The following is a 14469-nucleotide window of genomic DNA, read 5'->3' on the forward strand; positions in this document are numbered from 1 at the left end:
CACCGGCCAGGGAGTCACGTTGTCCAGCACCGCCGTCGCGCTGCCCCGTCTGCCGCGCACCCGGGCCACCGGACGACCGCGCGCACCGCTGGCCGTGCTGGCCGTCGGGGCGCTGGCCGTGGTGCAGGCCGTCGGCCTGCTGGCGCTGGGTCTCACCTCGCTGGACGCCGTGTGGGGCGACGGCCTGCGCCCGCCCGGCGCCCTGGTCGCCGGCACGCTCATCGGGCTGGCCGCCTGGGTCGTGCTCGTCGCCGCGGGCGGGGCCACCCTCGTCGACGGCGCCGGGAACCGCCTGCTCGTCGCGGTGGCGGTCGGGGAGCTGGTGCTGCTCGGCGTCCTCGCCCTGGGCGGCGTCGCCGACGGGGTCCGCCAGGTCGCCCTGGCCGGGCAGACCGTGTCGCTGTCGGCCCTGGCGGTGACGGCCGCCGTCGTCCCGTTGACCAAGCTCCTGCTGGGCACGTCGCCGGCGGCCGGGTCGTGGACGGCGACCACCCGCCGTCCGGCGCGGGCCCCGCGCCCGCCGGCGGCCCACCGCAGGGTGCGCGCGGTGACCCTGGCCGTCATCGGGCTGGCCCTGGTGACGGTGTCGCTGACCGGTCAGCCGGCACCGGTCGGGACCGCGGCCACGAGCTCGGTCGACAGCGCTCACTAGTCTCGTGGCGTGAGTGATCGCCACATCCTGACCGCGGTCGCCTGGCCCTACGCCAACGGCCCCCGGCACATCGGCCACGTCTCGGGCTTCGGTGTGCCCTCCGACGTGTTCAGCCGGTACCAGCGGATGGCCGGCAACAAGGTGCTCATGGTCAGCGGCACCGACGAGCACGGCACCCCGATCACCGTGGCCGCCGACGCCGAGGGCGTCGGCCCGCAGGAGATCGCCGACCGGAACAACCGGATCATCGTCGGGGACCTGACCGGCCTGGGGCTCAGCTACGACCTGTTCACCCGGACGACGACGGCCAACCACGCCGCGGTCAGCCAGGAGATCTTCCTCGGGCTGCTGAAGAACGGGTACGTCTTCCCGCAGACCACGCTCGGTGCCATCAGCCCGTCGACCGGCCGCACGCTGCCCGACCGCTACATCGAGGGCACCTGCCCGATCTGCGGCTACGACGGCGCCCGCGGCGACCAGTGCGACAACTGCGGCAACCAGCTCGACCCGGTCGACCTGATCAACCCGGTGTCCAAGATCAACGGCGAGACGCCGAAGTTCGTGGAGAGCGAGCACTGGTTCCTGGACCTGCCGGCCTTCGCCAAGGCGCTGGGGGACTGGCTGGGCACCCGGAAGAGCTGGCGGCCCAACGTCCTGAACTTCAGCATCAACCTGCTGGCCGACCTCAAGCCGCGCAGCTACACCCGCGACATCGACTGGGGCATCCGCATCCCGCTGCCGGACTGGCGCGAGCGCGACGACAAGCGCATCTACGTCTGGTTCGACGCGGTCGTGGGCTACCTGTCGGCGTCGATCGAGTGGGCGCGGCGCACCGGGGACGCCGAGGCGTGGCGGCAGTGGTGGCAGTCCCCGGACGCCGACGCCTACTACTTCATGGGCAAGGACAACATCGTCTTCCACGCCGAGATCTGGCCCGCGCAGCTGCTGGGCTACAACGGCGGGGGCGACAAGGGCGGGACGCCGGGGTCCTACGGGGCGCTGAACCTGCCCACCGAGGTGGTCTCCAGCGAGTTCCTGACGATGGAGGGCAAGAAGTTCTCCTCCTCGCGCCGGGTGGTCATCTACGTCCGGGACTTCCTCGAGCGCTACGACGCCGACGCCCTGCGGTACTTCATCGCCGTCGCCGGCCCGGAGAACCAGGACACCGACTTCACCTGGGCCGAGTTCCGCCGCCGGAACAACGACGAGCTGGTCGCCGGCTGGGGCAACCTGGTCAACCGGTCGATCTCGATGGCCGCCAAGAACGTGGGTGCCGTCCCGCAGCCCGGTGACCTGACCGACGCCGACCGCGACCTGCTGTCCACCACCTCCGGCGCGTTCGGCACCGTGGGCGACCTGCTGGGCCGCAACCGGCAGAAGGCCGCGATCAACGAGGCCATGCGGGTGGTCGGCGAGGCCAACAAGTACCTGTCCGACCAGGCGCCGTGGAAGCTCAAGGAGGACCCGGCCCGCCGGGACTCCGTGCTGTTCACCGCGCTGCAGGCGATCAAGGACTGCAACGGCCTGCTCTCGCCGTTCCTGCCGCACGCCGCGCAGCAGGTGCACGAGCTGCTGGGCGGGGAGGGCACCTGGTCGGTGCAGCCGCGGATCGAGGAGGTCACCGACCTCGACGACGGCCGCGGGTACCCGATCATCACCGGGGACTACGAGACCGGCCAGGCGGTCTGGGCCTCGGTGCCGATCACCCCGGGGACGCCGCTGGCCACGCCGACGCCGGTGTTCACCAAGCTCGACGAGTCGATCGTGGAGGAGGAGCTCCGTCGGTTCGGGGAGGGCGGGGAGTGAGCCGCTCGGCGTCCTCCCGCGCGAACAAGCGGGGCGAGCCACCGCCGTCCCCGGAGCCGTTGCCGGCACCCGCGCTGGACAGCCACACCCACCTCGACATCGCCGTCGGCGGTGAGGACCGGCTGCCCGCCGACGACGAGGTGGACGCCGAGATCGCGGCCGCGGCCGCGGTGGGGGTGACCCGGCTGGTGCAGGTGGGTGTCGACGTCCCGAGCTCGCGGTGGTCGGCGGCGCTGGCCGAGATCGACCGGCTCGCCGCGCTGCCGCGGGTCCGGGCGGTGGGGGAGACCGGGCTGGACCGGTTCCGCACCGGGCCCGAGGGGTGGGACGCCCAGGAGGCCTCCTTCCGCGCGCACATCGCGATCGCCAAGCGGCACGGCATCGCCCTGGTCATCCACGACCGGGACGCCCACCCGGAGATCCTGCGGGTGCTCGACGACGTGGGGCTGCCCGAGCACACCGTCTTCCACTGCTTCTCCGGCGACGCCGCCTTCGCCCGGCAGTGTCTGGACCGAGGCGCCGTGCTCTCCTTCGCCGGCACCCTGACCTTCGGCAACGCCGGCTACCTCCGCGAGGCCGCCGCCATCGCGCCGGCGGACCAGCTGCTGGTCGAGACCGACAGCCCGTTCCTGACCCCGGTCCCGCACCGGGGCCGCCCCAACGCCTCCCGGCTGGTGCCGCACACGGTGCGTGCCCTCGCCGAGGTGACCGGGATCGAGCTGCCGGCGCTGTGCGACCAGCTCACGGCCACGGCGGAGCGGGTCTTCGGCAGCTGGTAGGACGCCGCCCGCGGCCCGTCCGGGCGCCCCCCGGGCGCGGCGCCGCGCGGAGGACGACAATGAGCAGGGTGGGTCGCCTCATCGCCGTCGTGCTCTTCATCGCCGTGATGGTGCCCTCGGGCCTGCTGGCCCGCGGGTGGGCCAGGGCGGCCGACCGCCGGCTCGTGGCCGGTGGGTCCGTGGAGCTGGTGCCGCCCTCGGAGGCGGGCGCCGCGGTGCTCGCCCGGCAGGCCCGGCACGGGCGCCGGGTACGGCAGCTGGGGCTGGTGCTGGGCGTCGTCCTGGTGGGCGTGAGCGTGGTCCTCCTCGCCGAGGCGTCAGTGTTCCTGTGGGTGCCCGCGCTGGTGGTGGGCCTGCTGGCCGGGGTGCTGCTCGCCGAGGCGACGCGCCCCCGACCGCGCTGGGCCGCGGGGTCGCGGCGGCCGCGTCGCGGGGAGCAGATCTCGCCGTGGCTGCTGTGGACGATGCGGGCCGCGGTGGTCGCGGAGCTGGCGACGGCCTGGCTGCTGTGGTCGGGCGGGTCCCTGGACGACGGCGTAGCGATCACCGCGCTGGTCGTGCCGGCGGCGGGCTGGCTGCTGGCCGAGGTCGCCCTGCTCCGGCTCGTCGTGCGCCCGCTGGCCGCCGACGGCGCCGACGTCCCGGTCGACGAGGCGCTGCGCACCTGGACAGCGCACCTGGTGACGGCAGCGGTCAGCGTGGTCGCGCTCATCCCGCTGGGGGCGCTGCTGCTGGTCGCCGGGGTCGACCTGGGGGACCGGGTGACCGACGGGGTCGACCTGGTGCCGGTCGCCCTGGTCGCCGGTGGCTTCTCGGCCATCACCGCGGGGCTCGCGGTGGCGTTCTTCCTCGCCACCTGGATCCGCCCGGTGCGGCACGCGGCCCCGGTGCTGGCCGGCTGACCCAGGTCACACGGTGACGCTGGTCACGTCACGCCCCGTCGGGTAGTCCGCGACAGAACAGGGCCTACGTGACGGTTGGTGTCGGCGTGGCTACTCCATGTCGACTGATCGACCTGATCTCATGTCGTCAGCAGCGCCGCAGGACCCCAAACGTTCGTTACCGTGTCGTGACCGACCCGTCGGGGTGGGGACAGCCGTCTCCTGCCCGGGCCCCCGTGACCCGTGGATGTGCCGTGCACCGAACGCTCAAGCTCAGTCTCTTCGCCCTGGTCCTCGTCGGCCTCGTGGGCGGTTCCTTCGCCTACCTGGTCGCCCAGAAGTCGGTGACGATCACCGTCGACGGCCAGTCCCGCGAGGTCAGCACCTACGCCTCGACCGCCGGTGAGGTCCTCTCCGACGAGGACATCCAGGTCGCCGCGGACGACGTCGTCCTGCCCTCGGTCGACAGCGCGGTCGACGACGGCGACACCGTCGTCCTCAACCGGGCACGTCCCCTCGAGCTCACCGTCGACGGCGTCACCGACACGATCACCACCACGGCGCTGTCGGTCGATGAGGCGCTGGACCAGCTCGGCTACCGCGGCGACGGCCTGGTGCTGAGCGCCTCCCGCAGCGAGCGGCTGCCCCTGGACGGCATGGCCCTGCAGGTGACGACGCCCAAGACCGTCACGGTGATCGCCGACGGCGTCACGCGCGAGGTCACCACCACCGCCGGCACAGCCGGGGACCTGCTGGCCGAGCAGGGGCTGACGCTGTCGGCCACCGACCGCGCCAGCCTCTACCCGACCGCCCCGCTCATGGACCGGATGGTCCTGCAGGTGTGGCGGGTGCAGGTCAGCGAGGTCACCGAGACCCAGGTCGTGGACTACCAGACGGTGGAGACCGAGGACCCCGCGTCCCCGGAGGGCACCCGCGAGGTCACCACCGAGGGCGTCGAGGGCGAGCAGACCACCACCTACACCGTCACCGTGACCGACGGCGTCGAGACCAGCCGCGTGCCCGGTCCCGTCACCGTGACCCGGGCCCCGGTCGACGAGCAGGTCTCCGTCGGCACCGCCGAGGCCCCGGCCCCGGCCGCCTCGGCACCGGCGGGCGGTTCGAACACCGGCGCCTCGGCCCCGGCGTCGACCAGCGGGCTGGACTGGGACGCCCTGGCGCAGTGCGAGGCCGGCGGCAACTGGTCCATCAACACCGGCAACGGCTACTACGGCGGGCTGCAGTACAACATCTCGACGTGGAACGCCTACGGCGGCGCGGAGTTCGCCTCCCGCCCCGACCTCGCCACCCGTGAGCAGCAGATCGCCGTGGGGGAGCGCACCTACGCCGCCCGCGGTGCCTCGCCGTGGCCCTCCTGCGGCCGCCGGCTCTGAACCGCTGAGCACGACCGCCGACGCCTCGGACGGGTTGCTGGGCCCGGCTGCGATCCGCAGCCTGGCCCAGCAGCTCGACCTGCGTCCCACCAAGCAGCTCGGGCAGAACTTCCTGCACGACGCCAACACCATCCGGCGCATCGTGCGCACCGCCGAGCTGCGGGCCGACGACGTGGTCTGCGAGATCGGGCCCGGGCTGGGGTCGCTGACCCTGGGCCTGCTGCCCGCCGCCGAGCGGGTCGTCGCGGTCGAGATCGACCCGCGCCTGGCCGAGCAGCTGCCGCGCACCGTCGCCGAGCGCACCCCGGCGCTGGCCGACCGGCTGACCGTGGTCACCGCGGACGCGATGCGGCTCACCGAGCTCCCCGGTCCGGCGCCCACCGCGCTGGTGGCGAACCTGCCCTACAACATCTCGGTCCCGGTGCTGCTGCACCTGCTCGAGCGGTTCCCGACCATCCGCACGGCGCTGGTGCTGGTGCAGCTCGAGGTGGCCGAGCGGCTGGCCGCGGCCGCCGGCAGCGACGCCTACGGCGTGCCCAGCGTGAAGGCGGCCTGGTACGCCGACGTACGCCGCGCCGGCGCGGTGGGGCGCCCGGTGTTCTGGCCGGTGCCCAACGTCGACTCCGGCCTGGTCCGGCTGACCCGGCGCGAGCCCCCGCCCGGCGACCGGCTGGCCACCTTCGCCGCGGTGGACGCCGCCTTCGCCACCCGGCGCAAGGGCCTGCGCGCCGCCCTCGCCGGCTGGGCGGGCAGCCCGGCCGCGGCCGAGACCCGGTTGCGGGCGGCCGGCATCGACCCGACGTGGCGCGGCGAGCGGCTGTCGGTCGAGGACTTCGCCCGGTTGGCGGCCACCGAACCGGTCTGGGCAGGCTGAGCGCATGCCGCACGCGACCGCCGGGGGACCCGGCCGGATCCACGGGGACGGGTCGGTCACCGCGCACGCGCCGGCGAAGATCAACGTGCACCTGGCGGTGGGGCCGCTGCGCGCCGACGGCTTCCACGAGCTGATCACGGTGTACCTGGCCGTCTCGCTGCTGGACTCGGTGACCGCGTGGCCCGACGACGGGCTCTCGCTGACCGTGACCGGCGAGGGCGCCGGCGGCGACGTCCCGACCGACTCCCGCAACCTGGTCTGGCAGGCCGCCGAGCTGCTGGCCCGGCACGCCGGCGTGCGCGCCGACGCCGCCCTGCACATCGACAAGTCGATCCCGGCCGCGGCCGGCCTGGCCGGCGGGTCGGCCGACGCCGCCGCCGCGCTCGTTGCCCTCGACGCCCTGTGGGGGACCCGCTGCACCCGCGGCGACCTGGCCGGGCTGGCCGCCCGGCTGGGCAGCGACGTCCCCTTCTCCCTGGTCGGCGGGGTGGCCCTGGGCACCGGTCGCGGCGAGCAGCTCTCGCCGTCGTTGAGCCGGCGGCGCACCGACTGGGTCCTCGGCGTCGCCGGGACCGGGCTGTCCACCCCCACGGTGTACCGGGAGCTGGACCGGTTGCGCGCCGCCGGGCGGTTCGCGGCGGATGCCGGTGCCGGGCAGCCCGACGACGTGCTCACCGCCCTGCGCGACGGACCCGACGCCACCCTCGCCGGCTTCCTGGCCAACGACCTGCAGGCCCCCGCCCTCGAGCTGCGGCCCGACCTGCGGGCCGGGCTGGCGGCGATGAGCGGCGCCGGGGCGCTGGGTGCCCTGGTCAGCGGATCCGGCCCGACCGTGGCCGGGCTGGTCGAGGACGCCGACGCCGCGGCCGGCACCGCCGACGCCCTGGTGGCCGCCGGGGCGTTCCGGCTGGTGCACGCGGTGCACGGTCCCGTTCCCGGCGCACGGCTGGCCGGCTGAGGGAGTCCCCGTGGTCGACCTGCCCGCCACCGCGCCCTAGGCTCGGACGCGCCTCCGGCCCGACCGGGGGCGGTGGGGGATGGGGTAATCGGCAGCCCGCCGGCCTTTGGTGCCGTGCAGTCTCGGTTCGAGTCCGAGTCCCCCAGCTGGATCCGGCGCGCCGGATGTCCCCACCGCCGTCCCGGGAGCAGAAGTTGACCCAAGCGCAGCCGTCCGTCGCCGCCGTCGTCGTCCTCGCGGCGGGCCAGGGCACCCGCATGCGGTCCCGTACCCCCAAGGTGCTGCACGCGATCGGCGGGCGCAGCATGCTCGGCCACGTGCTGGCCGCGGTCGCGCCGCTGGGCGGGGCGCGCACGGTGGTCGTGGTCGGCTCGGGCCGGGACCAGGTGGAGGCCCACCTCGCCGACATCGCGCCCGACGCCCGCGCGGTGCTGCAGGAGCAGCAGAACGGTTCCGGGCACGCCGCGGCGATCGCGCTGGACGCCCTCACCGACGTCGACGGTCCGGTGCTCATCGTCAACGGCGACGCCCCGCTGCTGCGGACCAGCACCGTGCAGGCGCTGGTCGACGCCCACCGCTCGGCCGGGGACCTGCTCACCGTGCTCACCGCGGCCGTGCCCGACCCGACCGGGCTCGGCCGGATCGTGCGCGACGGCGAGGGCCGGGTGACCGCCATCGTCGAGGAGCGCGACGCCACCCCGGAGCAGCGGGCCATCACCGAGGTCAACGCCGGGGTGTACCTCGGCGACCGCGCCGCCGTCCGCGCCGCGCTGTCCCGGGTCGGCGCGGCCAACGACCAGGGCGAGCAGTACCTCACCGACGTCCTGGGCCTGCTGGTCGGCGACGGGGCTCCGGTCGGCGGGCACCGCGCCGCGGATGCCGACGACACCCTGGGCTGCAACGACCGACGCGAGCTGGCCGCCCGCCGTCGCACCCTCAACGACCGGGTGCTCGACGACCTCATGCGCGGCGGGGTCACCGTGGTCGACCCGCTGACCACCTGGGTGGACGTCACCGTGGAGGTCGGGCCGGACACCGTGCTGCACCCCGGCACCCAGCTGCTGGGCGCCACGGTGGTGGCCGGCGGCGCGGTCGTCGGCCCGGACAGCACGCTCACCGACACCGAGGTGGGCGAGGGTGCGCGCGTCGTCCGCACCCACGCCGAGCTGGCCGTCGTCGGGCCCGACGTCCAGGTCGGGCCGTTCGCCTACCTGCGGCCGGGCACCCGGCTGGCCCGCGGCTCCAAGGTCGGCACGTTCGTGGAGACCAAGAACGCCTCGCTCGGGGAGGGCTCGAAGATCCCGCACCTGTCCTACGTCGGGGACGCCACGATCGGGGAGGGCACCAACATCGGGGCGGCCACCGTCTTCGTCAACTACGACGGCGTGGCCAAGCACCACACGACCATCGGCGACCACGCCCGGACCGGCGCGGACAACATGTTCGTCGCGCCGGTCACGGTCGGCGACGGCGCCTACACCGCCGCCGGCTCGGTGATCACCACGGACGTGCCCCCGGGGGCCATGGGTGTGGCCCGGGCCACCCAGCGCAATGTGGCAGGGTGGGTGGGCCGCCGCCGTCCTGGTACGGCCGCGGCCGCAGCCGCCGAGGCCGCCACCGGCCGCGGCACCGACGACGCCCAGGGGACCCCGTCATGAGCGCCATCACCCAGACGCCCAGGAAGAGCCTGATGCTCTTCTCCGGGCGGGCCTACCCCGAGCTGGCCGACGAGATCGGCGGCCACCTCGGCATCTCGCCGACCCCGACCTCGAGCTACGAGTTCGCCAACGGCGAGCTCTACGTGCGCTTCGAGGAGTCCGTCCGGGGCTGCGACGCGTTCATCGTGCAGAGCCACACCTCGCCGATCAACACCTGGCTGATGGAGTCGCTGCTGATGGTGGACGCCGCCAAGCGCGCCTCGGCCAAGCGGATCACCGTCGTCGCACCCTTCTTCCCCTACGCCCGGCAGGACAAGAAGCACCGCGGACGCGAGCCCATCTCCGCCCGTCTGGTCGCCGACCTGTTCAAGACCGCCGGCGCCGACCGCCTGATGTCGGTGGACCTGCACACCGCCCAGGTGCAGGGCTTCTTCGACGGCCCGGTCGACCACCTCTTCGCCATGGACCTCCTCATCGAGGAGGTCAAGCGCAAGTGGGGCGACCGCGACCTCACCGTCGTCTCGCCCGACTCCGGCCGCGTCCGGGTCTCCGAGCGCTGGTCGGACAAGCTCGGCGGCACTCCGCTGGCCTTCATCCACAAGACCCGTGACATGACCCGGCCCAACGAGGTCGTCGCCAACCGCGTCGTCGGCGACGTCCGCGGCCGGGTCTGCATCCTGGTCGACGACATGATCGACACCGGCGGCACCATCACCAAGGCCGCCGAGACCCTGTTCGCCGAGGGTGCTGCCGACGTCGTGATCGCCGCCACCCACGGCGTGCTCTCCGGCCCGGCCGTCGACCGGCTCAAGAACAGCCGGGCCGCCGAGGTGCTGATCACCAACACGCTGCCGATCCCGCCCGAGCGGCAGTTCGACAAGCTCACCGTGCTCTCCATCGCCCCGCTGCTGGCCCGGGCGATCAAGGAGGTCTTCGAGGACGGCTCGGTGACGAGCCTCTTCGACGGGGCGTCGTGACATCGCGGTCCTCCGGACCGCACCGCGGCCAGGAGCCGTTCCCCAGGTGAGCTGAGCGAGGCCCGCGACGGCTCGGGGAAGGGCTCCGCCCCTCCCGTCGCAGTCGCCCGACCTGCGGTCGGGGTTCCTCCTCGGCCGGCGGTCGAGTCCGCCCTCGGGGAGGGGTTCGTGCCTCACCCCTCCCGCTCGGGCGGACGGCCTGCGGCCCTCCTGTGGTCGGGGCGTCGTGCTCGCCGGTGTACTCTCTCGCCTGTTGCCCGGCGAGGGAGCTGTTGCTCCGTGATCGACGTGCGTGTGCCTGCTGCAGGTGTGCCGCGCGTCCCGCCGGCCCGCACACCGTCTAGCTAGGAGCACACCACCGTGGCCGATTTCCGCCTCGCCGCCGAGCCCCGCACCGAGTTCGGCAAGGGCAGCGCCCGCCGGACCCGTCGGGCCGGTCGCGTCCCCGCCGTCCTCTACGGGCACGGCATGGACGTCGTCCACCTGTCCGTCCCCGCCCGGGAGTTCGCCGCCGCGCTGCGCAACGGCGGCACCAACGTGCTGCTGACCGTGACCCTCAAGGGCACCGAGCACCTGGCGCTGACCAAGGCCATCCAGCGCGACCCGCTGACCCGCGTCCACGAGCACGTCGACCTGCTGGTCGTCCGCCGCGGCGAGAAGGTCACCGTCGACGTCCCCGTCATCACCGTGGGCGACCCGGCGCCGGAGACCATCACCAACCACGAGCTGAACACCATCTCGCTCGAGGCCGACGCCACCAAGATCCCCGAGTCGATCGAGGTCGACATCACCGGCCGCGCCGCCGGCGAGGGCATCAGCGCGGCCGACCTGGTCCTGCCCGAGGGCGCGACCCTGCTCACCGACCCCGAGGCCCAGGTCGTCGGCTTCCTGGCCGCCCCGACCGCCGAGGCGCTCGAGGCCGAGCTCGCCGAGGCCGAGGCCGAGGCCGGCATCGAGCGCGACGAGTCCGACGCCGACGGCGACGTCGTCCCGGAGCCGTCGGACCAGGGCAGCGGCGAGTCGATGGACGCCGCCAGCAACTCCGCGGACAACTGAGCGGTCCCTTGACCGAGAGCACGACCCGCAGGGGCGCCGGCACCGCCGGCGCCCCTGCGGCGTCCCCGCCGCCGGTCCCCGAGGGCCCGTTCCTCGTCGTGGGACTGGGCAACCCCGGACCCGGCTACGCCGGCAACCGGCACAACGTCGGCGCCATGGTGCTGGCCGAGCTGGCCGCCCGGGCGGGGGCGAAGCTGTCGCCGGGCAAGGGACCGCGGTCCCGCTCGCTGTCCGGCGACGGCCGGCTGGCCGGGCGCCGGGTGGTGCTCGCCCAGCCCACGACCTACATGAACGAGTCCGGCGGTCCGGTCCAGGGGCTGCTGGGCTACCACTCGATCGCCCCGACCGAGCTGGTCGTGGTCCACGACGAGCTCGACCTGGACTTCGACGTCGTCCGGCTCAAGCGCGGTGGTGGCGAGGGCGGGCACAACGGGCTGCGCTCGATCACCCGGTCCACCGGCACCAAGGACTACCTCCGGGTGCGGGTCGGCATCGGCCGCCCGCCGGGTCGTCAGGACCCGGCCGACTTCGTCCTGAAGGACTTCTCCGCCACCGAGCGCAAGACCCTCGAGCTGCTCGTCGGGGAGGCCGCCGACGCCACCGAGCTGCTGCTGGAGAAGGGCCTCGAGGCCGCGCAGAACGTGGTGCACCCGCGGAGCTGAGAGGAAGCTCACGCGCCGGTAAGTCACTTGATGGGGTGGGTCGCGCGCCGATCGGTTGACTGTCCGTCACCAGCTGGGCGATGGTCTCCACGAAAGCCCAGGGCGCCGGCCTACGGCCGGAGCGGACAGTGAGCATCTGCCACCTCCGCAACGCCCACATCGTTGAGGGGATGGTCTCGTGACCTCGATGGACCCGGTCCGTCCGCCTGCGGGCGATGGCGAGCGCAACCCGGGGCCTGAGGGTGCGAAGGGGCGACACCCAGCCGGTCGCCGGCGGAGGGAGACTGACCTCGCCCGCACCGCGCAGGCGGCTCGACGCGATGAACTCGACCGCGCGGCCGAACGGGCCGCCGAGGCCGTGGTTGCCGGTCTGGACAGCGACGCCCTCATGGGGCCCACAGCCGTGCGGGCCATCCGCGAGCTCCGTCCGGTGCCGCAGCGCCGTGTCAGTGCCCCCCGTCGCCCTGTCGCCGGGCTCAACCGGCGTGTCTCGGACCGTGGTCTCGAGCACGTCGTGGCCGGACCGGCCTACGATCCGTACTCCGCTCGGCGTCGCCGTTCCCCTGAGTGGCTGGTGAACTACACGTCGGCCCTGGTGCTGGGAGACCTCGTAGCAGCCGGGACCGCACTGGTCCCCGTTGCGCTCACCGAGGCTGTCTGGGGCACGTCCCTGACCACCGTGTCCGCGATCGCCGCGATCCTGGCCTGGCCGGGCGTGCTGGCCCTCCTGGGCTCCTACGCAGAGCGCCGCCTCGGTGCTGGCCCCGACGAGTACCGACGCGTCATGGTGAGCAGCCTCGTGCTCGTTGCAGCGCTGGGGGTCGTGCTGGCCGCAGCGCCGGAGGCGCCCCTCCGCGCTTTCCTCCTGGTGGGGATCCCGGTCGCCGCCGCGCTGACCCTCGTGGGACGGAATGTCCAGCGGCGGAGGCTGCACCGGGCCCGGCGTGAGGGCCGCATGAGCAAGAGGGTGGTCGTCGTGGGCCGCGAGGTCGCCCTCGTCGACCTGGTCGGCCGGCTGCGTCGCGACCCCTCCGCGGGCTGGCAGGTTATCGGAGCCTGCGTACCCGACCCGTCGAGTGCGGGGGGCCTGGGCCGCGAGGGCGTGCACGTGCTGGGCGGGTTGGACCACGTCGCCGCGGTGCTGGACAACGTGCGCGCCGACGCGGTCGTCGTCTCGTCGGCCAGCGAGACCGCAGCGGTCTACCTCCGGGAACTCGCCTGGAAGCTCGAGGGGACGAACATCGAGCTTCTGGTGGTTCCTGGCCTCATCGAGGTCGCGCCCGACCGGCTGCAGATCCGCCCGACCGTCAGCGTGCCTCTGATCCAGGTCCGCGAGCCCGAGTTCCGCGGACTTCGACGGGTGGCGAAATCTGCGGTCGACAGATCCGCGGCAGCGTTGCTGCTGCTCCTGGGTTCACCGTTGCTGCTCGTCCTGGCTGTGCTCGTGAAGCGCAGCAGCGCGGGGCCCGTCTTCTACCGGCACCGCCGCATCGGCAAGCGTGGTCACGAGTTCAACCTGCTGAAGTTCCGCAGCATGGTGACCGGAGCTGACCGGCAGCTGGAGAGCCTGGTGACCTTCAGCGACGGCAACGACGTCCAGTTCAAGATGCGCCAGGACCCACGGATCACCGGCATCGGAGCTTTCCTCCGACGGTGCTCCCTGGACGAGCTGCCCCAGCTCATCAACGTGCTGAAGGGGGACATGTCGCTCGTCGGCCCCCGGCCGCACGTCACCCGGGAGGTCGAGCAGTACGGCGACGACATGCACCGACGCCTGCTCGTCAAGCCCGGGATCACCGGGCTGTGGCAGGTCAGCGGGCGCTCCGACCTCAGCTGGGACGAGTCGGTCGAGCTCGACGTCCGCTACGTGGAGAACTGGTCGCTGGGCCGAGACCTGGGCATCCTCTGGAAGACCTTCCGTGCCGTCGTCCGCGGTTCCGGCGCGTACTGAGGCCGCGTCCCCGGCCACTCCGGACGGGTGAGTGAGGCGAGCGCAGCGCGCGGCACGTGAGACGGTCAGCAGGAGGCCACGTGCCATCACTGGGCGGTGGGTCGGGCCGGTCGCCGTGTAGCAGAAGTGGCACCAGCATCGACCTTGATGAGGGGTATGACGTGTCGGCTCTGCGGGAGTCAGGCTTGGCGGGTGGTGGTGGACCTCGGTCCGCAGCCGCCGTGCGAGGACTTCCTTACCGCTCCTCGTTCTCCAGCTACGGGGTCGAGCACGCGCGCCAGTACGCCGAGCTGATGATCACCGAGCTCGACCTCGGGCGACCCCGCAGTGCCCATCCCGCCCGACGTGGACCCGGCCGACGTGCGCACCTGGCGGACCCACGTGGCCGACGAGGTGGCCGCGCTGCGCCGTCACCTCGAGGACGCACGGGAAGCCGGTCGGCGTGCCCGGGGATACCGGGCGGCTTCCCGCTCGATCCCGCTGCTGGGCGCCGCCGGGATCGGCCCCGACCTCCTGCCGGCCATCGCAGACGCCGCACCCGGCAAGCAGGGACGCACGCTGCCCGCGGGAGCCATCCCCGTGATCTCTCCGGCCCAGCTCGTCGCTGCGGCCCCTGACGAGGTCATCCTGTCCCTGCCTGACCTGCTCGCGGAGGTTCGGCGGTCCGTGGCCGGCATCGAGGCGGCCGGGGGACGGTGGATCGACGTCGGGGATCTGCTGATTGGGCGGGGCGCCACCTCGGTCTAGCGGGCTAACCTGGGCGACGGCCCCCCGCGCAGTCGAGCAATCCGTCCGGCGCGTGAGCGGTGCGGCCGGGACCCGAT

At 73.7% G+C, this 14469-nt stretch carries 14 protein-coding genes and 1 tRNA gene; all 15 read left to right on the top strand.

The window, feature by feature from the left end:
* The first annotated feature begins 19 nt into the window (after positions 1 to 19).
* The 15 genes from UXQ13_RS01635 to UXQ13_RS01700 all read left to right on the top strand — a co-directional run bounded on the left by UXQ13_RS01635 (position 20) and on the right by UXQ13_RS01700 (position 14392).
* Entirely contained in the window at positions 20 to 652 is a 633-nt protein-coding gene (locus tag UXQ13_RS01635) for a hypothetical protein (RefSeq protein WP_336391684.1), read from the top strand.
* A gap of 9 nt (positions 653 to 661) precedes the next feature.
* Positions 662 to 2458 carry a methionine--tRNA ligase gene (gene metG / locus UXQ13_RS01640; RefSeq protein WP_225234579.1) on the top strand — a complete coding sequence of 599 codons (1797 nt, stop codon included), beginning with the start codon at positions 662 to 664 and terminating at the stop codon, positions 2456 to 2458.
* A complete protein-coding gene (locus tag UXQ13_RS01645; protein ID WP_336391685.1) occupies positions 2455 to 3237 on the top strand; it encodes a TatD family hydrolase in 783 nt (260 codons plus the stop codon). The genes metG and UXQ13_RS01645 overlap by 4 nt, the downstream gene beginning before the upstream one ends.
* A 68-nt stretch (positions 3238 to 3305) precedes the next feature.
* Positions 3306 to 4139 carry a hypothetical protein gene (locus UXQ13_RS01650; protein WP_225234581.1) on the top strand — a complete coding sequence of 278 codons (834 nt, stop codon included), beginning with the start codon at positions 3306 to 3308 and terminating at the stop codon, positions 4137 to 4139.
* A gap of 233 nt (positions 4140 to 4372) precedes the next feature.
* Positions 4373 to 5509: a transglycosylase family protein gene (locus UXQ13_RS01655; RefSeq protein ID WP_318250009.1), complete on the top strand. Its 1137-nt coding sequence runs from the start codon at positions 4373 to 4375 to the stop codon at positions 5507 to 5509.
* A complete protein-coding gene (rsmA, locus tag UXQ13_RS01660) occupies positions 5472 to 6383 on the top strand; it encodes a 16S rRNA (adenine(1518)-N(6)/adenine(1519)-N(6))-dimethyltransferase RsmA (RefSeq protein ID WP_336391686.1) in 912 nt (303 codons plus the stop codon). The genes UXQ13_RS01655 and rsmA overlap by 38 nt, the downstream gene beginning before the upstream one ends.
* Positions 6384 to 6387: 4 nt before the next feature.
* Positions 6388 to 7341: a 4-(cytidine 5'-diphospho)-2-C-methyl-D-erythritol kinase gene (locus UXQ13_RS01665; protein WP_336391687.1), complete on the top strand. Its 954-nt coding sequence runs from the start codon at positions 6388 to 6390 to the stop codon at positions 7339 to 7341.
* Between the two features lie 73 nt (positions 7342 to 7414).
* Positions 7415 to 7487: transfer RNA gene (locus UXQ13_RS01670), tRNA-Gln, on the top strand.
* Between the two features lie 48 nt (positions 7488 to 7535).
* The gene (glmU, locus tag UXQ13_RS01675; RefSeq protein ID WP_336391688.1) at positions 7536 to 8999 is read left to right on the top strand and encodes a bifunctional UDP-N-acetylglucosamine diphosphorylase/glucosamine-1-phosphate N-acetyltransferase GlmU; all 1464 of its coding nucleotides are present in this window, start codon (positions 7536 to 7538) and stop codon (positions 8997 to 8999) included.
* Entirely contained in the window at positions 8996 to 9976 is a 981-nt protein-coding gene (locus UXQ13_RS01680; RefSeq protein WP_336391689.1) for a ribose-phosphate diphosphokinase, read from the top strand. Before glmU ends, UXQ13_RS01680 begins: the two co-directional genes overlap by 4 nt.
* A 360-nt stretch (positions 9977 to 10336) precedes the next feature.
* Positions 10337 to 11032 (top strand): 50S ribosomal protein L25/general stress protein Ctc, encoded by a 696-nt coding sequence (locus tag UXQ13_RS01685; RefSeq protein ID WP_336391690.1) that lies wholly within the window; start codon positions 10337 to 10339, stop codon positions 11030 to 11032.
* Positions 11033 to 11040: 8 nt separating this feature from the next.
* Complete coding sequence (gene pth, locus UXQ13_RS01690; protein ID WP_336391691.1) at positions 11041 to 11694, top strand: aminoacyl-tRNA hydrolase; 654 nt, start codon at positions 11041 to 11043, stop codon at positions 11692 to 11694.
* A 574-nt stretch (positions 11695 to 12268) separates the two neighbouring features.
* Positions 12269 to 13645: a sugar transferase gene (locus tag UXQ13_RS01695; protein WP_336391692.1), complete on the top strand. Its 1377-nt coding sequence runs from the start codon at positions 12269 to 12271 to the stop codon at positions 13643 to 13645.
* 156 nt (positions 13646 to 13801) lie between these two features.
* Positions 13802 to 13939: a hypothetical protein gene (locus UXQ13_RS23595; protein ID WP_419146481.1), complete on the top strand. Its 138-nt coding sequence runs from the start codon at positions 13802 to 13804 to the stop codon at positions 13937 to 13939.
* 66 nt (positions 13940 to 14005) lie between these two features.
* Positions 14006 to 14392: a Rossmann-fold NAD(P)-binding domain-containing protein gene (locus UXQ13_RS01700; RefSeq protein ID WP_336391740.1), complete on the top strand. Its 387-nt coding sequence runs from the start codon at positions 14006 to 14008 to the stop codon at positions 14390 to 14392.
* The last annotated feature ends 77 nt before the right edge of the window (positions 14393 to 14469 follow it).

Origin of the sequence: Klenkia terrae (assembly GCF_037083865.1) — a bacterium.
GTDB classification, from domain to species: domain Bacteria; phylum Actinomycetota; class Actinomycetes; order Mycobacteriales; family Geodermatophilaceae; genus Klenkia; species Klenkia terrae.

What these genes read in the sequence shown, in the direction of transcription:
- UXQ13_RS01665 (WP_336391687.1), top strand. Translation starts at nt 6,388, where the DNA reads ATGCCGCACGCGACCGCCGGGGGACCCGGCCGGATCCACGGGGACGGG.
- UXQ13_RS23595 (WP_419146481.1), top strand. Translation starts at nt 13,802, where the DNA reads ATGACGTGTCGGCTCTGCGGGAGTCAGGCTTGGCGGGTGGTGGTGGAC.
- UXQ13_RS01680 (WP_336391689.1), top strand. Translation starts at nt 8,996, where the DNA reads ATGAGCGCCATCACCCAGACGCCCAGGAAGAGCCTGATGCTCTTCTCC.